Source organism: Micromonospora sp. A3M-1-15 (assembly GCF_024213425.1).
GTDB lineage: Bacteria > Actinomycetota > Actinomycetes > Mycobacteriales > Micromonosporaceae > Micromonospora > Micromonospora chersina.
The window spans coordinates 233,506-252,688 of the sequence record NZ_JANAVK010000004.1; the positions used below are offsets into that span (position 1 = coordinate 233,506).

Annotated in this window: 19 protein-coding genes and 1 pseudogene; 8 read left to right on the forward strand and 12 right to left on the reverse strand. The window is 74.9% G+C overall.

All coding sequences use genetic code 11. The features are described from left to right. The first annotated feature begins 6 nt into the window (after positions 1 to 6). Complete coding sequence (locus NLX85_RS21540) at positions 7 to 993, forward strand: glycosyltransferase family 2 protein (RefSeq protein ID WP_308210783.1); 987 nt, start codon at positions 7 to 9, stop codon at positions 991 to 993. Beyond that, positions 990 to 3,266, forward strand: a complete 2,277-nt coding sequence (locus NLX85_RS21545; RefSeq protein ID WP_254337905.1) for a DUF2298 domain-containing protein — start codon at positions 990 to 992, stop codon at positions 3,264 to 3,266. Before NLX85_RS21540 ends, NLX85_RS21545 begins: the two co-directional genes overlap by 4 nt. 40 nt (positions 3,267 to 3,306) lie before the next feature. Here NLX85_RS21545 and NLX85_RS21550 read toward each other — a convergent pair whose 3' ends face one another. Further along, positions 3,307 to 4,017 (reverse strand): bifunctional 2-polyprenyl-6-hydroxyphenol methylase/3-demethylubiquinol 3-O-methyltransferase UbiG, encoded by a 711-nt coding sequence (locus NLX85_RS21550; protein ID WP_254337907.1) that lies wholly within the window; start codon positions 4,015 to 4,017, stop codon positions 3,307 to 3,309. A gap of 135 nt (positions 4,018 to 4,152) precedes the next feature. Here NLX85_RS21550 and NLX85_RS21555 point away from each other — a divergent pair, with 135 nt between their 5' ends. Beyond that, positions 4,153 to 4,374 (forward strand): hypothetical protein, encoded by a 222-nt coding sequence (locus tag NLX85_RS21555; protein ID WP_254337909.1) that lies wholly within the window; start codon positions 4,153 to 4,155, stop codon positions 4,372 to 4,374. A gap of 58 nt (positions 4,375 to 4,432) precedes the next feature. Here the strand turns inward: NLX85_RS21555 and fabF are convergent, their stop codons facing one another. The 5 genes and pseudogenes from fabF to NLX85_RS21580 all read right to left on the reverse strand — a co-directional run bounded on the left by fabF (position 4,433) and on the right by NLX85_RS21580 (position 9,262). Further along, on the reverse strand, positions 4,433 to 5,659 hold the full coding sequence (gene fabF, locus NLX85_RS21560; protein ID WP_254337911.1) for a beta-ketoacyl-ACP synthase II: 1,227 nt from the start codon (positions 5,657 to 5,659) through the stop codon (positions 4,433 to 4,435). Positions 5,660 to 5,661: 2 nt separating this feature from the next. After that, positions 5,662 to 5,901: an acyl carrier protein gene (locus tag NLX85_RS21565; RefSeq protein ID WP_007072348.1), complete on the reverse strand. Its 240-nt coding sequence runs from the start codon at positions 5,899 to 5,901 to the stop codon at positions 5,662 to 5,664. An 87-nt stretch (positions 5,902 to 5,988) separates the two neighbouring features. Continuing rightward, positions 5,989 to 6,933 (reverse strand): beta-ketoacyl-ACP synthase III, encoded by a 945-nt coding sequence (locus NLX85_RS21570; RefSeq protein ID WP_212833493.1) that lies wholly within the window; start codon positions 6,931 to 6,933, stop codon positions 5,989 to 5,991. A 61-nt stretch (positions 6,934 to 6,994) separates the two neighbouring features. Continuing rightward, positions 6,995 to 7,918, reverse strand: a pseudogene (locus NLX85_RS21575) (ACP S-malonyltransferase); the annotation flags it as partial. A 78-nt stretch (positions 7,919 to 7,996) separates the two neighbouring features. Next, a complete protein-coding gene (locus NLX85_RS21580; protein ID WP_091319649.1) occupies positions 7,997 to 9,262 on the reverse strand; it encodes a CdaR family transcriptional regulator in 1,266 nt (421 codons plus the stop codon). 91 nt (positions 9,263 to 9,353) lie between these two features. Between NLX85_RS21580 and NLX85_RS21585 the strand changes: the two genes are divergently transcribed. After that, complete coding sequence (locus NLX85_RS21585) at positions 9,354 to 9,899, forward strand: orotate phosphoribosyltransferase (protein WP_254337915.1); 546 nt, start codon at positions 9,354 to 9,356, stop codon at positions 9,897 to 9,899. A gap of 2 nt (positions 9,900 to 9,901) precedes the next feature. Here the strand turns inward: NLX85_RS21585 and NLX85_RS21590 are convergent, their stop codons facing one another. Beyond that, positions 9,902 to 10,762, reverse strand: a complete 861-nt coding sequence (locus NLX85_RS21590; protein WP_254337917.1) for a septum formation family protein — start codon at positions 10,760 to 10,762, stop codon at positions 9,902 to 9,904. Between the two features lie 183 nt (positions 10,763 to 10,945). Between NLX85_RS21590 and NLX85_RS21595 the strand changes: the two genes are divergently transcribed. After that, positions 10,946 to 11,281, forward strand: coding sequence for a hypothetical protein (locus NLX85_RS21595; RefSeq protein ID WP_254337919.1), 336 nt, complete (start codon positions 10,946 to 10,948; stop codon positions 11,279 to 11,281). A gap of 36 nt (positions 11,282 to 11,317) precedes the next feature. Then, on the forward strand, positions 11,318 to 12,244 hold the full coding sequence (locus NLX85_RS21600; protein WP_308210784.1) for an NADP-dependent oxidoreductase: 927 nt from the start codon (positions 11,318 to 11,320) through the stop codon (positions 12,242 to 12,244). Between the two features lie 10 nt (positions 12,245 to 12,254). Here NLX85_RS21600 and NLX85_RS21605 read toward each other — a convergent pair whose 3' ends face one another. Beyond that, positions 12,255 to 12,917, reverse strand: a complete 663-nt coding sequence (locus NLX85_RS21605) for a hypothetical protein (protein WP_254338778.1) — start codon at positions 12,915 to 12,917, stop codon at positions 12,255 to 12,257. Between the two features lie 243 nt (positions 12,918 to 13,160). Here NLX85_RS21605 and NLX85_RS21610 point away from each other — a divergent pair, with 243 nt between their 5' ends. Next, positions 13,161 to 13,742, forward strand: coding sequence for a copper resistance protein CopC (locus NLX85_RS21610; RefSeq protein ID WP_254338780.1), 582 nt, complete (start codon positions 13,161 to 13,163; stop codon positions 13,740 to 13,742). A gap of 57 nt (positions 13,743 to 13,799) precedes the next feature. Here NLX85_RS21610 and gltX read toward each other — a convergent pair whose 3' ends face one another. Genes gltX through NLX85_RS21625 form a run of 3 tightly spaced genes read right to left on the reverse strand, consistent with a single transcriptional unit; the run spans position 13,800 to position 17,864 of the window. Further along, on the reverse strand, positions 13,800 to 15,209 hold the full coding sequence (gene gltX / locus NLX85_RS21615; protein WP_308210785.1) for a glutamate--tRNA ligase: 1,410 nt from the start codon (positions 15,207 to 15,209) through the stop codon (positions 13,800 to 13,802). A gap of 49 nt (positions 15,210 to 15,258) precedes the next feature. Continuing rightward, on the reverse strand, positions 15,259 to 16,536 hold the full coding sequence (locus NLX85_RS21620; RefSeq protein ID WP_254337921.1) for an MFS transporter: 1,278 nt from the start codon (positions 16,534 to 16,536) through the stop codon (positions 15,259 to 15,261). Then, positions 16,533 to 17,864 carry a GH1 family beta-glucosidase gene (locus NLX85_RS21625; RefSeq protein ID WP_254337923.1) on the reverse strand — a complete coding sequence of 444 codons (1,332 nt, stop codon included), beginning with the start codon at positions 17,862 to 17,864 and terminating at the stop codon, positions 16,533 to 16,535. Before NLX85_RS21625 ends, NLX85_RS21620 begins: the two co-directional genes overlap by 4 nt. Before the next feature lie 186 nt (positions 17,865 to 18,050). Here NLX85_RS21625 and NLX85_RS21630 point away from each other — a divergent pair, with 186 nt between their 5' ends. Continuing rightward, on the forward strand, positions 18,051 to 18,497 hold the full coding sequence (locus tag NLX85_RS21630; RefSeq protein WP_091319671.1) for an SRPBCC family protein: 447 nt from the start codon (positions 18,051 to 18,053) through the stop codon (positions 18,495 to 18,497). An 84-nt stretch (positions 18,498 to 18,581) separates the two neighbouring features. Here NLX85_RS21630 and NLX85_RS21635 read toward each other — a convergent pair whose 3' ends face one another. After that, positions 18,582 to 19,109 carry a PadR family transcriptional regulator gene (locus tag NLX85_RS21635; RefSeq protein WP_254337925.1) on the reverse strand — a complete coding sequence of 176 codons (528 nt, stop codon included), beginning with the start codon at positions 19,107 to 19,109 and terminating at the stop codon, positions 18,582 to 18,584. Positions 19,110 to 19,183: the final 74 nt, after the last annotated feature.

The window sequence follows — 19,183 nt, forward strand, 5'->3', positions numbered from 1 at the left end:
AGTGCCGTGACCGCGCCGCAGCCGGCCCTGTCCGTGGTGGTGCCGATGTTCAACGAGGAGGCCGTCCTCCCGCTGCTCGCCGTCCGGCTGCGCGGCGTGCTGGACGGGCTCGGCGAGGCGTACGAGGTGGTGGCCGTCGACGACGGCAGCACCGACGGCACCGCGGCGGCGCTGGCCGCGCTCCGGGTCGGCTGGCCGGAGCTGCGGGTGCTCCGGCTGCGCCGCAACAGCGGGCACCAGGCCGCCCTGCACGCCGGCCTGCTCCGCGCCGGGGGCGCGTACGTGGCCAGCATCGACGCCGACCTCCAGGACCCGCCCGAGGTGATCGTCGAGCTGCTCCGCCGGGCCCGCGCCGACGACCTCGACGTGGTCTACGCCGTGCGGGCCGACCGCAGCCGGGACACCCGGTTCAAGCGGTGGACCGCGGGCGGCTACTACCGCCTGGTCCGGCGGCTGGTGGGCGAGCAGGTCCCCGCCCAGGCCGGCGACTTCCGGCTGCTCAGCCGGGCCGTCGTGGAAGCGCTGCGGGAGCTGCCCGAGCGCAACCCGGTGCTCCGGCTGGTGGTGCCCTGGCTCGGCTTCCCCAGCGCCGAGGTGACCTACGAGCGGCAGGAACGTGCCGCCGGCCGGACGAAGTACCCGCTGTCCCGGATGGCCGGGCTGGCCGCCGAGAGCGTCACCAGCTTCTCGGCCGCCCCGCTGCGGGTGGCCACCTGGCTGGGCCTGGTCGGGGTGGCGGTCTGCGGGGTGCTCGTGGTGGTGGCCGTGCTGGCCTGGTTCGCCGGCGCCACGGTCAGCGGCTGGCCCTCGCTCTACGTGGCGATCCTCTTCCTCGGCGCGGTGCAGCTGCTCTGCCTCGGCCTGCTCGGCGAGTACGTGGCCCGGATCTACACCGCCGTGCAGGGCCGGCCCGCGTACCTGGTGGCCGGCGACAGCGCCGCCGTCGGGCCGGACCGTCCGGACCCCGCCGAGCTGGCCGACAGCCTGCGGTGACCGCCCTCGCCGCCGGCGCCGCCCCGGCGGCCGTCGACCCGCGCCGCCGTCCCGCCGCCCTGCGCTGGGCGCCGGCCGTCGCCGCCTACGCCGCCGTGGTCGCCGTGCTGCTCGCCGCGGACACCCCGGCCGCCGCGATCGCCCGCTGGACGGCGTACGCGGCGCTGGCCGTGCTGCTCCCCGGCACGCTGGTGTTCCGCGCGCTGCGCCGACGGCCGCACACCCTGGTCGAGGACCTGGCCATGGGCGCGGCCGTCGGCCTGGTGCTGGAGCTGGTCGCGTGGGCCGGGTTCACCGCCCTCGGGCTGTCCGGGTGGCTGCGGCTCTGGCCGCTGGCCGTGGTGGCGCCGTTCGTCGCCGTGCCCCGGCTGCGCCGCCACTGGCGGGTCCGCCACCCCACCGCCGTCCCGGCGGGGTGGGCCTGGTCGCTGGCGGGGGTGGTCGTCGGCTTCACCCTCTACCTGTACGGCTCGTTCCTCGCCGTCAACCCGGTGCTGCCCACCGACGAGGGGCAGGCACAGTACATCGACCTGGCCTTCCAGCTCTCCATCGCGGGGGCGGCCACCCACCAGGTGCCGCCCGAGGTGCCGCAGGTCGCCGGGGAGCCGCTGCACTACCACTGGTTCGGCTTCGCCCACCTGGCCGCCACCAGCCTGGTCAGCGGCGTCGACCTGCCCACGGTGCTGTTCCGGCTCGCCGTGCCGGCGCTCTGCGCGCTCGCCGCCGTGCTGGTCGCCGTGGTCGGGTGGCGGCTCACCGGCCGGCCGTACGCCGGGGTGGTGGCCGCCGCGCTGCTGTTCACCGTGGGCGAGTTCGGCTTCGAGAACGGCTGGCGTCAGTTGTTCGGCAGCCAGGCCACCTTCATCGTCTGGGGCAGCCCGTCGATGACGTACAGCTGGGTGCTGCTGCTGCCGCTGATCGCCGTGCTCGGCGAGATCGTCGGCCGGGCCCGCGGGGTGACCGTGCCCGCGCTGGGCCGCGGCGCCTGGCCGCTGGCGGTCCTGTTCCTGGCCGCGTCGACCGGCGCGAAGGCCAGCACCCTGCCGGTGGTGCTGGCCGCGCTCGGGCTCACCGCCGTGGCCACCCTGCTGGTCCGCCGCCGGCTGCCCCGGGGCGTGCTTGTCGCCGCCGGGCTGGCGCTGGCCGCGCAGTTCTTCGCCACCGCGGTGCTGTTCGCCTTCGAGAGCCACGGTGTGGTCCTGGACCCGTTCTCCGGGCTGCGCCCGTACGTCCCGACCGGCCGCCCGGCCGGGGTCACCGCGCTGTGCTGGGTGCTGGTCGCGGTGGCGTTCCTGCTCAACCTCCAGCTCCGGGTGGCCGGCGCCCTGGCCCTGCTCCGGCCGCGCCGGTGGCGGCTCGAACCGGTGCAGGTGTTCCTGCTCGGCGGCGCGCTCGCCGGCCCGGCGATCTACCTGCTCGTCGGGCATCCCGGCAGCAGCAACCAGTACTTCACCCGGACCGGGTTCGCCTTCGGCGTGCTGCTCTCCGCCTGGGGCTGGGCCGAGGTGGCCGACCGCGCCGCCCTCTCCACCCGGGGCCGGTGGCTGCTCGGCGCGGGCACCGCAGGGCTCGCCGTGCTCCTCACCGCGGTGCAGCTCGACTCCGCGGTCAGCACGCCCGCCGTTCCCGCGTACGCCCCGGTGCTGCCGCTGCTGCGGTGGGCGGCCGTGCTGGCCGTGCCGGTGGTGCTGGCGGCCCTGTGCTGGCCGGCCCTCGTGGGGCGCTGGCCCGGGCTGGCCGGCCGGGGCGGGCTGGTGCTGCTCACCGCCGTGCTGGCCGCCGGGGCGCCGGGGCTGGTCATGGACGCCGCGGCCACCCGCGTCTACCCGAACGGCGGGGCGTACCCGGTGGTGGCGATGCCCGCCTCCCGGGTCGAGGCGGCCCGCTGGGTGCGGGCGCACAGTGGCCCGGACGACGTGCTCGCCACCAACGCGCACTGCCGGGAGATGGTGGACGGCTGGTGCGACGCCCGCTCGTTCTGGCTCAGCGGCTACGCGGAGCGGTCGGTGCTGGTCGAGGGGTGGGCGTTCGCGCCCCGGATGGTCGGCCGACCGGAGGGCCCGTACGCGCCGTTCTGGGACGCCGACCGGCAGCGCGCCAACGACACGGCCTTCACCGCACCCACGGCCGCCGGCCTGGCCGCCCTGCGCGACCGGTACGGGGTGCGCTGGCTGGTGGTGGACCGGCAGGTCGGCGCCGAGGCGCCGGCCCTGCGGACGCTGGCCGACCTGCGCTTCGAGAACTCCCGGACGGCCGTCTACCGGCTGCGCTGACCGCTCACTCCCGGTTGTTTCCTCGCGGTCTGCCTGGCGATCAGGACGGACGGTGCGCCCGCAGCATCAGCGAGACCCCGGGCAGCGCCTGTACGGGCAGGTGGCGCTCGGCCGCGACCACCGTACGCAGGCCCAGGTTCACCAGGGGGTGCAACTCGTCCAGGTCCGAGCCGGTGGACCGGCGGCGACGCCAGGCGGCCACCGGCCGCAGCAGCACGTTCCAGCTCCACAGCTCGTCGAGCACCAGCCCGGCCTTCGCCACCACGGCCCGCAGCCCGGCGCGGTCGTAGCGGCGCACGTGCCCGACCGCCACGTCGTGCGCCGACCAGAGCCGCATGTCGGCCGGCACCGCGATCAGCGCCGTCCCGCCGGGGCGCAGCACCCGCCGGATCTCGGCGGCCGCGAGGTGGTCCTCGTCGAAGTGCTCCAGGATGTCGAAGGCGACCACCAGGTCGAGGCCCGCCGAGGGGACCGGCAGGTGCCGGGCGTCGGCCCGGATCACGTCCAGGCCCCGCTCCCGGGCCACCCCGGCGCCCTCCGCGCTGTACTCCAGGGCGAGCGGCCGCCAGCCGTGCGCCCGCAGCACCCGGGTGTTCCCGCCGCCGGCCGCGCCGATGTCCAGCGCCCGGCCCGGGCGGGTGCCTCCCGCGGCCAGCCGCCGCAGCGCCCGGCCCAGCAGGACCCGCCGCTCCCGGTACCACCAGTGGGTGTCCTCCAGCGCGGCGAGCTTGCGGATCTCGGTCGCTTCCACGCGCGGTGCTCCTCGACGGCTCGGCGGCCCTCACCCTAACGGCCCCGGCGGGCCCGGACCGGGCCCGCCGGCAAATCCGGGCCCGCCGGCAAATCCGGGTGCGGTCCGGCGCGGGCGCTGGCAGGGTGGGCGCTCATGGGAGAGCGCGCGCAGGGCTTCCGCTACGACGAACGGGCCGACGGCTCCGTGGTGATCACGCACCACGGCCGGGTCGCCGGCACGCTGCGCGGCGGGCGGGCCGCGCAGTTCCTCGCCGAGGTGGGTGACGACCCGCAACTGGTGATGGCCCGGTGGACCGGCAACTACCGGCGGGGCAACGAGCGGACCGCCCGGCAGCATCCCCGCAACCGGGGCTGAGACACGGTCCGGGCCCGCATCCTGCTGCGGACGCGGGCCCGGACCGGTTACGCGGTGCTCAGGGCCGGGTGAAGACCAGGGCCACGTTGTGCCCGCCGAAGCCGAACGCGTTGTTCAGCGCCGCGGGGATCTCCAGGTGGCGGGCCTTGTGCGCGGCCACCTCCAGGGAGAGGCCCTCGTCCGGGTCGTCCAGGTTGATCGTCGGGGGTACGACCCCGTCCCGGATGGCCAGGATGGTGGCGATCGACTCCAGCGCGCCGGCCGCGCCGAGCAGGTGCCCGGTCATCGACTTGGTGGCCGTCAGCAGGGGGTGATCGCCCACCGCCTTGTGCAGCGCGCCGATCTCCAGCATGTCGCCGACCGGCGTGGAGGTGGCGTGCGCGTTGACGTGCCTGATGTCCGTCTTCGCGACGTCCGCGTCGGCGACCGCCTTGGCGATGGCCCGGATCGCGCCCTCGCCCTCGGCATGCGGCTGGACGATGTCGTACGCGTCCGAGGTGATCCCGGCGCCGGCGAGGCGCGCGTAGACCCGGGCGCCGCGGGCGGCGGCGTGCTCGGCGCGCTCCAGGACCACCACGCCCGCGCCCTCACCGAGCACGAAGCCGTCGCGGCCCTTGTCCCACGGGCGGGACGCCTTCTCCGGCTCGTCGTTGCGGGTCGACATGGCCCGCATCGAGGCGAAGCCGGCGATCGGCAGCGGGTGGATGACCGCCTCGGTGCCGCCGGCCACCACCACGTCGGCCCGGCCGGAGCGGATGATGTCCAGCCCCAGCGCGATCGCCTCCGCGCCGGTCGCGCAGGCGCTGGCCACCGAGTGCACGCCGGCCTTGGCGCCGAGTTCCAGCCCGACCCAGGCGGCCGGGCCGTTCGGCATCAGCATCGGCACGGTGTGCGGGGAGACCCGCCGCGGGCCGGACGCCTCCAGGATGTCGTCCTGGGCGAGCAGGGTGGTGGCGCCGCCGATGCCGGAGCCGACGCTGACCGCCAGCCGCTCCGGGTCGAGCCCGGAGTCGGCCAGGCCGGCGTCCGCCCAGGCCTGCTGCGCCGCCACGAGGGCGATCGCCTCGGACCGGTCGAGCCGGCGCAGCTTGACCCGGTCCAGCACCGTCGACGGGTCGACGGCGAGCTGTGCGGCGATCCGGACGGGCAGTTGCGCGGCCCACTCCTGGGTGAGCGCACTCACCCCGGAGCGGCCCGCGAGCATGGCGTCCCAGGTCGACGCGACGTCCCCGCCGAGCGGGGTCGTCGCGCCGAGCCCGGTGACGACGACGTCGGGACGACTCATGATCAGGACTGCGCCTCGATGTAGCTGACGGCGTCGCCGACGGTCTTGAGGTTCTGCACCTCGTTGTCCGGGATCTTGACGCCGAACTTCTCCTCGGCGGCCACCACGACCTCCACCATGGAGAGCGAGTCGACGTCGAGGTCGTCGGTGAAGGACTTCCCCTCGGCCACGTCGTCCGGGTTCACCCCGGCAACCTCTTCGAGGATCTCGGCGAGGCCGGCGGTGATCTCGTCACGGGTCATTGCGGTTGGTTCCTCTCATCGGGGGTTCACTCGACGGTCGGCGACGCCGGCCGTCACACCTCGGCGCGCTCGCGCCCGAGGGGGTCTTCAGGGGCAGCGGACGACCTGACCGGCGTAGGTCAGGCCGCCGCCGAAGCCGAACAGCAGCACCGGGGCGCCCGCGGGCACCTCGCGCCGCTCGACCAGCTTCGACAGGGCCAGCGGCACGCTCGCCGCCGAGGTGTTGCCGGACTCGACGATGTCCTTCGCGATGATCGCGTTCGGGATGTTGAGCCGCTTGGCGATGCCGTCGATGATCCGGGCGTTGGCCTGGTGCGGCACGAACGCGGCCAGCTCCGACGGGTCCACCCCGGCCTTCTCGCAGGCTTCGAGCGCCAGCGGGGCCAGGGCCGTGGTGGCCCAGCGGAAGACCGCCTGCCCCTCCTGCGCGATGTACGGCCGCCAGCCCTCGATCCGGACCGCGTCGCTCTTCTCCGGCACCGAACCCCACACCACCGGGCCCACACCGGCCGGCTCACCCTCGGCGGCCGCGGTGACCACGGCCGCGCCGGCGCCGTCGCCGAAGATGATGCAGGTCGAGCGGTCGGTCCAGTCGGTGAAGTCGGAGAGCTTCTCCGCGCCGATGACGATCGCGTTGCGCGCCGCCCCGGCCCGGATGGCGTGGTCCACGGTGCCGAGGGCGTACGCGAAGCCCGAGCAGGCGGTGTTGATGTCGTACGCGCCGGGCGCGCTGATGCCCAGCTTGGCCGCGACCCGGCAGGCCACGTTCGGGCTGCGGTCCACCGAGGTGCAGGTGGCCACCACGACGAGGTCGATGTCGGCGGCCGTGAGGCCCGAGTTGGCCAGCGCCTTGCCGGCGGCGGCGGCGGCCATGTCGGCGACCGTCTCGTCCCCGGCGATCCGCCGGGTGACGATGCCGACCCGGTCCCGGATCCACTCGTCGTTGGTGTCGACCATCTGGGCGAGGTCGTCGTTGGTGACCACGCGGGAGGGCTGGTAGTGCCCCATCGCGACGATCCGGCTGCCGGGCATCAGTGGTTACCTTCCGTTCGCGACTGCGGGACCCGCAGGATCGGCTCGTTCCTCGCGCTCATGCCCGCCCGCCGTGGCGGGCGATCAGGTCCCGCGCGGCGGGCAGGTCGTCGGGGGTGTTCAGGGTGACGATCTCCGGCGCGCCCTCGCCCTTGAGTTCGCGCTTGACAAGGCCGGCCAGGGTGCCGGCCGGCGGCAGCTCGATCACGCCGGTGACGCCGAGGTCGGCCAGCGTGCGCATGCACAGGTCCCAGCGGACCGGGGCGGTGACCTGGCGGACCAGCCGCTGCACCAGCTCCCGGCCGTCGGCGACCGCGCCGCCGTCCAGGTTGGAGAGCAGGGTCCGGGCCGGGTCCGCCGGGGTGATGCCGGCGGCCACCTCGGCCAGCGCGGCCTCGGCCGGCGCCATGTACGGCGTGTGGAAGGCGCCGGCCACCTTCAGCATGATCACCCGGGCCCGGGCCGGCGGCTCGGCGGCCAGCTTCTCCAGGCCGGTCACCGCGCCGGCGGCGACGATCTGGCCGGCGCCGTTGCGGTTGGCCGGGTGCAGCCCGTGCGCGTCGAGGGCGGCGAGCACCTCGTCGGGGTCGCCGCCCAGCACGGCGGCCATCCCGGTCGGCTCCAGCGCGCAGGCGGCGGCCATCTCCCGGCCGCGTACGCCGGCGAGGGTCACGGCCGCCTCGGCGGTCAGCACCCCGGCCAGGGCCGCGGCGCCCAGCTCGCCGACGCTGTGGCCGGCGACCACCGCGACGTCGTCCATGGGCAGGTGCTCGCCGGCGAGCAGCGCGGCCGCGACCAGCAGCGGCTGGGTGCGGGCGGTGTCCTTGATCTCGTCCGCGTCGGCCTCGGTGCCGAGGTGGACCAGGTCGACCCCGGCCAGCGCCGACCACGCGCGGAGGCGCTCCGCCGCACCGGGCAGGTCGAGCCAGGGGGTCAGGAAACCGGGCTTCTGGGAACCCTGTCCGGGTGAGAGTACGGCGAGCACGTCTACGACTCTGACGGATACTCGCGGGTCGCGCTGTAACGCACGGCACCAAACCACACTAGAAGCTTTGGAGGATCCCTACAAAGATCGGCGCCGATCATCACCTGTCTGCGGCGTTTTGTTGGCACCTGGGGCGGATGTCTGGCTCGGGACCGGTGCGACACCCGGGACCACCGGGTCGAGCCGGCCCACCGTGAGGGCCACCTGCAGGGTGAACGCGTCGCGGGGCGTGAGCGGGGAGAAGCCGGCCACTTCGGCGACCCGCTTCAGCCGGTAACGCACCGTGTTCGGGTGCACGAAGAGCGCCCGGGCGGCGCTCTCCAGCGTGCCGCCGGCCGCGAAGAACGCGTCCAGTGTCTCCAGCAGCTCGCCGCCGGCCCGGGCGAGGGGCGCGTACACGTCGTGGCGCAGCCGCCGGCGGGCCTCGGCGTCCCCGGCCAGGGCCCGCTCGGGCAGCAGGTCGGCAGCGGAGACCGGGCGGGGCGCGGTCGGCCAGGCCGGCGCGGCCCGGAAGCCGGCCAGCGCGGCGCGCGCCGAGTCGGTCGCCTCGTCGAGGCTGGGCACGGCCGGGCCGACCACCACGGGGCCCTCCCCGAACGCGGTGAGCAGCTTCTCCGTGGCCGCCACCGGGTCGGCCGCCCCGCCCAGCACGATGACCAGCCGGTCGCCGTGCACGCCGCCGATCACCTCGACCCCGATCCGGCGGGCCTGCCGGTAGACGGTGTGCAGCACGGCCGCCACCTCGCCGCCGGGGGAGCGGCCCACCGCCACCGCCACCGGCGGCGCGTCCGACCAGCCCAGCGCCGCCGCCCGGCTGGCCAGCACGTCCGGCGAGTCGCCACGCAGCAGCGCGTCGACAAGCAACGCCTGCAACCGGGCGTCCCAGGAGCCGCGGGTCTCGGCGGCGCGGGCGTAGACCCGGGCGGCGGCGAAGGCGATCTCCCGGGAGAAGCGCAGCACCGCCTCCCGCAGCAACTGCTCCTCGCCCTTCACGGCGAGGTGCGACACCTGCTCCTCGACCACCTCGATGGTCACCTTGATCAGCGCCACGGTCTGCTGGAGGGTGATCGAACGCGCGAGGGCCTGCGGCGCGGCGGCGAACACCTCGTCCGACACCTCCTGGGTGCTGTCGGTCGCGCCGCCGCCCTGGTGCAGCCACTGCACCAGCGACCGGACACCGGCCTGGGCGACCACCATGACCCAGGAGCGCTGGTCGGCCGGCAGCTCCCGGAACCAGGGCAGCGTCTCGTCCATCCGCGCCACGCTGGCCGTGGACAGCGCGCCCGCCGCCCGCTCGATACGGCGCAGCGTCGCCGACAGTTCGGTCCCGCCCGGTTCACTCACCGCACCAGCCTGACACGCCCTGACCAGCGACTCCACTTCGAGGCCCGCCCGCCGGACGAGCGACGGCGGCCAGCGGCGACAATGATCTCCCGTGACCGACACCCCGCGCGCCCTCGCCGACCTCGCCCGCGACATCGACGCCACCTGCCGCCTCACCGGACACTTCGTGCTCCGCTCCGGCCGTACCGCCGACGAGTACTTCGACAAGTACCGGTTCGAGGCCGACCCGGTGCTGCTGGACCGGGTCGCCGCCGGCCTGGCCGGACTGGTCCCGCCCGGCACCGAGGTGCTGGCCGGCCTGGAGATGGGCGGCATCCCGGTGGTCACCGCGCTGGCCCGGCACGTCGGGCTGCCCTGCGCGTTCGTCCGCAAGACCGCCAAGGCGTACGGGACCGCCCGGCTGGCCGAGGGCGCGGACGTCGCCGGGCGGCGGGTCCTGGTGGTCGAGGACGTGGTGACCTCGGGCGGCCAGGTGGTGATCTCCACGGGCCAGCTCCGCGAGCTGGGCGCGACCGTCGAGCACGCGCTGTGCGTGATCGACCGGGGCGAGGGCGGGACGGAGGCGCTGGCCGGGCACGGCATCGCGCTGCGCGCCCTGCTCACCCGCGCCGACCTGGACGCCGCCCGCCGGCCCTAGGGTCAGCGGCGTGGCGGCAGCCCGCGCACCCCGACGCCGGCGAGCGACCGGGTCAGCGGCTTGCCGTCGGTGTGCAACAGGCACAGCACCGACGTCTCCCCGGCGGCCAGGTCCTCGTCGGTCGGCGGGAGGGCGAGCGGGAGCAGCCTGCGGCGCACCTCCCCGTCGTCGGCGAGGCCGACGTACCGGGCGATGACGCCGAAGCAGCCGTTCATCATCTCGTCGGACCGGATCTCCTCGCCGTACGGCACGTCGTCGGCCCGCCAGATCCCGGCGAACTCGGTCCGGTGCGGGCCCGTGCAGGAGGCCGGGGGCAGCGACTTCAGGTCGCGGTACTCGTCGAGGGTGGCGTTGTAGCAGCCGTGCCGGAGAGGGGAGGACGGCGAGCCCAGCGCGTCCTTGAGGCTGTTGGCCCGGGGGGACGGCTCGTAGAGGTCGAGGGCCACGATCTCCACCAGGTCGCAGCGGTACCACCGCTCGGCCGCCGCCCAGCCCTCGGCGGTGGGCAGCACCAGCCGCAGCGCCAGCCGCCCGACCGGAAAGTCGTCACCGAGGAACTCCCGCGCCGCGGTGGCGCACGAGTAGTAGGCCCGCAGCGCCGCGTCCGAACCCGTCGCGGGCGGGTCGTCGGACTCGGCGTCGGGCCCGGCGAAGAGGCTCACCAGGAACGTCTCGGCCTCGTGCCGCTCCGAGCAGTCGACCGGCCGGTACGCCTCCCCGCTGGCGTTGTCGCCCGGAGCCTGATGGCAGACCCCGGCCTGCGGCACGAAGCCGGAGGCGGCTTCGCTGGTCAGCAGACCGCACCCGGCGATCGGACCCGCGGCGAGCGCCAGGAGCAGCGCGACGACCTTCCGGAGACCCATCCCCACCCCTTCCGCGCCGGAACCGGGCGGAAGCGTACGACAGGCGCTCGCCCGTGCGCGGCCCCGCCCGGACGATCTCCACGGGTACGCGCTGACGAGCCCGTCGGGCCCGGCCAGTACGGTGTCAGAGCACGTCGGGGTGACGACCGCCCGACGGGCGATGGCGAGCGTGAGGAGACCGGGATGGCGCACGGGGAGGCCGAGCACGGCTGCGCCCAGGGCGAGCCCTGCCGGCCGGGCCACCACGACCAGCAGGCGTCCGCCAAGCACCCCCGCCGGACGGGCCTGACCCATCCGGCCGAGCCGGCCGCCGGCTGGACGCCCGAGCGCGCGGACGACGAGCCGACCGTGCCCCGCCAGCGGGCCGCCGAGCCGGCGACCCCGGCCGGGCCCGAGCCGGAGCCGGCGCAGGGCTGCCGCAGCGACCTGCCGGGTTGGGCGGGCGCCCACCGGCACGGCCCGGTCCGTCCGCGCAGCCGTGCGGTGCGCCGGGAGCGACCGCCGCGCCGCTGGTGCTGACCCCGCGGTCGCCGTCCGGCGACTAGCGTGGGCCGGGTGAAGGCGATCGCGATCGACGCGTACGGCGATGTCGACCGGCTCACCCTGCGCGAGTTGCCCACCCCGCCGGTGGGACCGGACACGGTCCTGGTCCGGGTGCGGACCGCCGGGGTGAACCCGGTCGACGGGAAGATCCGCGAGGGGCACCTGGCCGCCCTGATGCCGAGCCACTTCCCGCTGGTGCCCGGCTGGGACGCCGCCGGGGTGGTCGAGGCGGTCGGGCCGGCGGTGGCCGGGTTCGCCGTCGGTGACGAGGTGATCGGCTACGTTCGGCGCGACGACGTGCAGCACGGCACGTACGCGGAGCTGGTTCCGGCCCCGGAGCGGTGCCTGGCGGACAAGCCGGTGCAGGCGTCCTGGGCCGAGGCGGGCGGGCTGCCGCTGGCCGGGCTCACCGCCTACCAGGCGTTGCAGCTGGCCCGCACCGGCGCGGGCGACACGGTGCTGGTGCACGGGGCGTCGGGCGGGGTGGGGCACCTGGCGGTGCAACTGGCCCGGGCGCTCGGCGCCGGCCGGGTGGTCGGCACGGCGAGCGAGGCCAACCACGACTTCGTCCGGTCGCTGGGTGCGGAGCCGGTCAGCTACGGCGACGGCCTGCTGGACCGGGTCCGCGCCGTCGCGCCCGACGGGGTGGACGTGGCGCTGGACCTGTTCGGTGGCGACGCGCTGGACGTGTCCGCCGAGCTGCTCGCCCGGCCGGCGCGGCTGGTTTCCACGGCCGACCCGGAGCACGTCACCCGGCTCGGCGGCAGCTACGTCTTCGTGAAGCCGTCCACGGCCGACCTGAGCGTGCTGGCCGGGCTGGTCGACGCCGGCCGGCTCACCGTGCACGTGGCCCGGACGTTCCCGCTGGCCGAGGCGGCCGAGGCGCAGCGCCTGGTGGCGGCGGGACACGTCCGGGGCAAGGTGGTGCTGGAGGTCTGAGCCGGAGGGCTCAGCGGGTGCGGCGGCGCACCAGCAGCGCGATGCCGGCGAGCCCGGCGGTGATGACGACCATCACCCCGACGTTGAGCAGCAGCAGCCGCTGGAGTTCGCCGAGTGCCTCGTCGATGTCCTGCACCGGGTCGAGGGCTTCCTCCGGGATGACCCGCTCGCCGCCGCCGATGCCGCCGCTGATCGTGTCGAACTGCCGCTCCAGCGGCACTCCCACGTTGCGCAGCGTCTCGGACATGTTGAGCCGGCCGAAGAACCAGCCGGCCCGGGTCCTGCTCAGGTCGGGCTGCTTGGCCGGCCGGTAGACGCGGGGGCCGCCCTTGGCGAGGGGGTAGAGGTCGTAGGTCTTCGTGGGCGAGCCCGCGTAGAGCACCACGACCGTGTACTTGGGACCGAGGTCCTTGGCCGCCGGGCCGCGCTGCTGGCCGCTGGCGCCCAGCCACTTGACCTGGTCGACGACCATGTTCACCTCGGCGGGCCGGGTGTCGGCGCGCAGTTGCAACGGCTGGTCGAGCCGGTGGCCGGTGATGTCCACACCGGCCGGTGCGAGTTTGGGCTTGGGCGCCGCCTGCGCCGCGGTCGTGCCGGCGAGGGCCAGCGAGCACGCGGTCGCCACCACCACCCCGGCCACGGCGGCCAGCAGCCGCTTCACCTTACGGACCATCGCCGCCTCCTCGCCCCGTTCGATGGGTGGCTTCCGCTGCAGATCGCGCTGGATCGGCCGACGGTGACCGCCGGGCGCGGGCCGGCGTCCACCTTCAAAGACTCCGCAGGATGTCGCTGGGTTGCAGCTGCTGGGAGAGTATTTGGAACTATTTGCGATCTGCGACCGACCAACAGAGCGGCCGATGATCGGCGGCCGGATCGTACCCGGATGGAGGGGTTCATGGGGGGCAGGGTCGCCCGCGTGGCGCGTGGCTTGTTGGTGCTCGGGTTGGCGGCCGGGGTGCCGGTGCTGCTGCCGGCCGCGCCGGCGGCCGCGCACAACTCGCTGACCGGCAGCGATCCGAGGAACGGGGCGCGGGTGGCCACCGCGCCGAAGCGGATCGAGCTGCGGTTCCTCGCCTCGCCGGCGCCGGCCACGACGAAGATCACAGTCACCGGGCCGGACAACGTGCCCGCCGCCGGCGGCGCGCCGACGTTCGCCGCCAACCGGGTGAGTGTGCCGTTCACCCCGGGCGCGGCCGGCCTCTACATCGTGGCGTACCGGATCGGCTCGGCCGACGGCCACCCGGTCAGCGGGGAGGTCCGCTTCACCCTGACCACCGGCACGGCGGCCGCGCCGCCGTCGACCGCCGCCGCGCCGACCAGCGCCGCGCCGAGCACGCCCACGGCCTCGCCGGCGACCTCCGCGGCCAGCCCGACGCCCGCGGCGGACGAGGCGGACGACGACGAGGGTACGGGGTGGCTGTGGGCCGTCGGCGCCGCCGTGGCGCTGGTCGCGCTGGGCGCGGGCCTGCTGCTGCGCCGCCGGTCCGCCCGCGGCTGACCCCGCGTACGGGAAAGGGGCCCGCCGGACGACCGGCGGGCCCCTCACGATCCGGGGTCAGAACAGGCGCACCCGGGCGGCCCGCAGCCGGGTCAGGGTGCGGTCGCGGCCGAGCACCTCCAGCGACTCGAACAGTGGCAGCCCGACGGTCCGGCCGGTGACCGCGACCCGGACGGGGGCCTGCGCCTTGCCCAGCTTCAGGCCGCGCTCCGCGCCGACGGCCTCCAGCGTGGACTTCAGCGACTCGGCGTCCCAGGACTCCAGCGCCTCGAACGCGGCGATCGCCGCGTCCAGCAGGTCGGCCGCGCCCTCCTTCATGGCCTTGGCCCAGGCACCCTCGTCGATGAGCGGGTCGGCCAGGAAGAGGAAGTCGACGTTCGGCACGATCTCGCTGAGCACCGCGATCCGCGTCTGCGCGAGCGGCGCCACCGCGGCGAACGCGGCGGGGTCGAACTCGGCCGGCTGCCAGGGTGGCGGGGCGATCGTGCCGGTGCCGGTCAGCCAGGGCTGGCAGGCGGCGATGAACTCCTCGACCGGCAGCGCCCGGATGTAGTCGCCGTTGAACGCGCGCAGCTTCTTCTCGTCGAAGAACGCGGGGGAGGGGTTCACCTCCTCCAACCGGAACTCCTCCTCGATGACCGACCAGGGCACGATCTCCCGGTCGCCGGAGGGCGCCCAGCCGAGCAGCATGAGGTAGTTGCGCATCGCCTCGGCGAGGTAGCCCTCGTCGCGGTAAGCCTCCAGGGCGACCTTGTCCCGCCGCTTGGACAGCTTCTGCCGCTTCTCGTTGACCACCACGGGCACGTGCGCCCAGATCGGCGGCTTGACCCCGAGCGCGTCCCAGAGCAGCTGCTGCTTGGGCGTGTTGGGCAGGTGCTCCTCGGCCCGGATCACGTGGGTGATCCCCATGGTCATGTCGTCGACGACGTTGGCCAGCAGGAAGACGGGCGAGCCGTCGCCGCGGGCGATGACGAAGTCCTCGATCAGCTTGTTCTCGAAGGTCGGCTCGCCGCGGATCAGGTCGACCACCACGGTCGCGCCCTCGTCCGGGGTGCGGAACCGCAGCGCCCGGCCCTCGCCGGGGCCGAGGCCCTTGTCGCGGTGGTAGCCGTCGTAGCCCTGGTACTGCGAGCCGGTGCGCGCCTGCACGTCCTCCCGGGTGCAGTCGCAGTAGTACGCCCGGCCGCCCTCGTAGAGCCGCTGGGCGGCGGCCCGGTGCTCACCCGCGTACGACGACTGGAAGTACGGGCCCTCGTAGCTGCCCCGCGCGATGCCGATCCAGTCGAGCGCGGAGAGGATGCCCTCGGTCCACTCGGGCTTGTTGCGGGCCGCGTCGGTGTCCTCGATGCGGAGCACGAACACCCCGCCCTGCTGCTTGGCGTAGATCCAGTTCTGCAGGGCCGAGCGGGCGCCGCCGACGTGGAACATTCCGGTCGGGGAGGGGGCGAAGCGTACACGTACCGTCACGTCCCCCAGCCTACGGCGGCCCGCCACCGCAATCCGGCAGGGGGCTGGTTCAGGGCACCGTCCTGATCTTCAGGACGAGGACGCTGCCGACCAGGGTGACCGCCGCGGTGACCGCGTAGAGGGTGGGGTAGCCGCCCAGGTGGACCACGATCGGGGCGGAGAGCGCCGGGCCGAGCACCTGCGGCGCCGAGTTGGCGATGTTGATCACGCCGAGGTCCTTGGCCCGGTCGGTGGCGGCCGGCAGCACCTGGGTGATGAGCGCGGCGTCCACGGCCAGGTAGACCCCGTAGCCGGCGCCGAGCAGCAGCGCGGCGACGATCGCCATCGGCCAGGTCGGGGCCATCGCGAGGAGCGTGGCCGCCACCGCCATGATCAGGCCGGAGACGATCACGAAGACCTTGCGCCGGCCCGAGCGGTCGGAAAGGCGTCCGGCCACCACGGCGGTGAGCATCATGCCGACCGTGTAGAGCAGGATCAGCACCAGCAGGGCGCCCTCGGGGTCGGCCACCCGCACCCCGTCGGTGAGGAAGTAGAGCAGGTAGAGCGTGCCCAGCGCGTTGCCGGTCTGCACCAGGAAGCGGGTGAACCAGGCCCAGGCGAAGTCGGGGTGCCGCCGCGGGCTGATCCACATCGAGGCGAGCAGCGCGCGCGGCCGCAGCGCCGACCGGTGCTCCCGGGGCAGCGGGTCGTCCTGGGTGAGCAGCGCGAACGGCAGGGACAGCAGCAGCACTGCGAGCGCGATGGCGGCGTACCCGGCGGCGTTGCCGGTGACCACGGCGGTGACCAGCACCGCGCCGACCACCAGGCCGAGCGCCTGCGGGATGCCCACCCAGCCGGAGACGCCGCCGCGCTGCGCCACCGGCACCCGGTCCGGGATGGCCGCGGTGAGGCTGGCCAGCATGGCGTTGAAGCAGACCTGGGCGGCGACCCAGGCGACCGCCACCCCGGCGATGCTGTCCTGCCGGGCCAGCACCACGAGGGCGAACGCGCCGACCACGGCCCCGCACGCGGTCCAGACGTGCCGGCGGCCGAAGTGCCGGTTGGCCAGCCGCAGCGAGGTACGGTCCGACAGCGCGCCCGCGAGGGGGTTGGCCAGCACCGCGGCGAGCGCGCCGAGGCCGGTGACCACCGCCAGCATTGCCTCCTTGTCGCCCGGCGCGATGCGTTCCACCTGCTGCGGCAGGAGCACCTGGATCGGGGTGAAGAAGGCCATCCAGACGCCCAGGTTGGCCGCGAAGATCAGCGCGATCCAGCTCCGCCGCACCGGCACGGTCGGCTCGGCGAGCGCCGCCGGCAGCGAGGCCGGCGTGGGGTTGACGGTGGTCATCGCCGGACCAGCTCCCGGAACCAGGCGTACGAGGACTTCGGGGTGCGCCGCTGGGTGGCGTAGTCGACGTGCACGAGGCCGAACCGCTTCGTGAAGCCCTCGGCCCACTCCCAGTTGTCCAGCAGCGACCAGACGAAGTACCCGGTGACCGGCACCCCGGCGGCCATCGCCTCGCGCACCGCCCGCAGGTGCCCGTCGAGGTACGCGATCCGGTCCGGGTCGGCCACCCGGCCGTCGGCGTCCGGCTCGTCGTCGTACGCGCAGCCGCTCTCGGTGATCTGGATGGGCGGCAGCGCGTCGCCGTACCGCTGGTGGAGCTGGAGCAGCAGCTCGCGCAGCCCGTCCGGGGCCACCGGCCAGTCGAAGGCGGTACGCGGGTAGCCGTCCAGCGGCACGATCTCGAACGGCAGCGGCGAGTCCTCCTCGGCGGGCGCCCGGATGCCGGTGGGGTTGTAGTAGTTCAGCCCGAGCACGTCGATGGGCGCGGCGATCACGTCGAGGTCGCCGGCGCGGACCACGGCCGGGTCGAAGCCCGGCTCGTCCGGGTAGCCGCGGCCGAGCAGCGGGTCGGTGAAGAGCCGGTTGTGCAGCGCGTCGTACGCCGCCCCGGCGGCCCGGTCGGCGTCGGTCTCCCCGGCCAGCCGCACGGGGGAGTAGTTGTTGGCGATGGCCACCGGCGCGGTGCCGCGGGCGCGCAGCGCGGAGACCGCGAGGCCGTGCCCGAGGAGCTGGTGGTGGGCCACCGGGAAGGCGTCGAAGAGCAGCATCCGGCCGGGGGCGTGCACGCCCATGCCGTGCCCGAGGCTCATGTGGATGAACGGCTCGTTGAGGGTGATCCAGAGCTTCACCCGGTCGCCGAGGCGGGCGGCGACCAGGTCGGCGTACTCGGCGAAGCGGTCGGCGGTGTCCCGGTTCAGCCAGCCTCCGGCGTCCTCCAGGGCCTGCGGCAGGTCCCAGTGGAAGAGGGTGGCGACCGGGTCCACGCCGGCGGCGAGCAGGGCGTCGACCAGCCGGTCGTAGAAGTCCAGCCCGGCGGGGTTGGCCGGGCCCGCGCCGGTGGGCTGCACGCGGGGCCAGGCGATGGAGAACCGGTACGCGGACACCCCGAGCCCGGCCAGCAGCCCGACGTCCTCGGCGTAGCGGTGGTAGTGGTCGCACGCCTCGTCGCCGGTGCTGCCGTCGGCGATCCGGCCCGGGGAGTGGGCGAAGGTGTCCCAGATGGACGGCCCGCGGCCGTCGGCGGTGGCCGCCCCCTCGATCTGGTACGCGGAGGTGGACACCCCCCACCGGAAGCCGGCGGGGAACTCGGGCATCGGCGCGCTCGTCATTCGCCCTCCCAGAAACGCGAAGCGTGCTCGCGACTCTAGGGCCCGGGCGGCCGTCGCGCCATAGGCCTGAAACCGCAGGTAGGCAAGGGTTTTCGGCGTGTCTTTTCCGAACGCGTCCACTTAAGTCCGATTTACACATAGAGTGCCGAATATCGCGGATGTGTTTTAAGTGGGGGAAAGATAGACATGATCCTCGTGGAACGCAGTGCGCACGTGGTGGCGCCGGTGGAAGCGGTCTGGGACGTCGTTCAGCGGGCCGAGCAGTTGCCGGCCTGGCTGGCGGGGGTCCGCGCGGCCGAGGTCCTGTCGGGGGAGGGCTTCGGGCGGCGACAACTGGTCCAGGCCGGGCGCGGCGCGGCACACGAGGCCGAGGTCATCGCCTACCAGGAGCCGACCCTGATCGGGTGGCGCGAACGGGCCAGGGGCGCCGGGGCCCGGGCCGAGGCGCGCACCGAGATCTACGTACAGCTGACCCCGGACGAGGAGGAGGGCGGGACGGTCGTGCGGCTCATCGTCGTGCGGTGGCCCGCCGGACCCGTCAAGGCCGCTCTGCTCCGGCTCGGCCTGCGCCGGGTCGGCGCCGATCTGGAGGACTCGCTGGCCCGGCTCACCGACCTGGCCGCCGTCGGCTGACCGAGCCTGTCCCGGCGCCACCCGCGACGACGATGGTCCGGCGTCCCCGCCAGGGACGCCGGACCATCGTCGCCTCCGGCGCGCTCAGCCCGCCCGCAGGTCGGAGATGGTGGCCCGGAGCCAGGACCGCTCGGCCCGGCTGATGTCCCGGGCCATCACCAGCATCCCGCGCCGGAAGGGATCGGCCTGCTCGGCGGCCCGCTGCGGCCGGTCGCCGGTGGCGAAGAAGCTCGCCGGCTGGTCGAGGAAGGCCAGCCGGCGTTCGAGCACCGCCGCCTGCGCGGCCGGGTCGGCGAGCTGGCCCAGGAAGGCGAGCAGGGTGAAGAACCGGTTCTGGTCGGTGACGTCCAGCTCCGCCGGATCCCGCAACCGCCGCCGCAGCTCCTCCCGTCCCGCCGCGGTCAGCGAGAGGGTGTGTCGCGGCGCCGCCGCCGCGCCGGGCTCCCGCTGCCGGCTGGCCAGCCCGGCCCGCTCCAACCGGTTGATCGCCGGGTAGAGGCTGCCGTCGCTCACCGGCCGGGCGTACCCGGCGAGGCGCGTGATGCGGCTCTTCAGCTCGTACCCGTGCAGCGGTTCCTCGCCGAGGAACCCCAGGATCGCCAACTCCAGCACCCCCGCATTCTGCCTTGCCGTCCGTCCCAGTACCTCGATACGGTGTACCTCGTTTCGAGGTACAGGAGAATCGC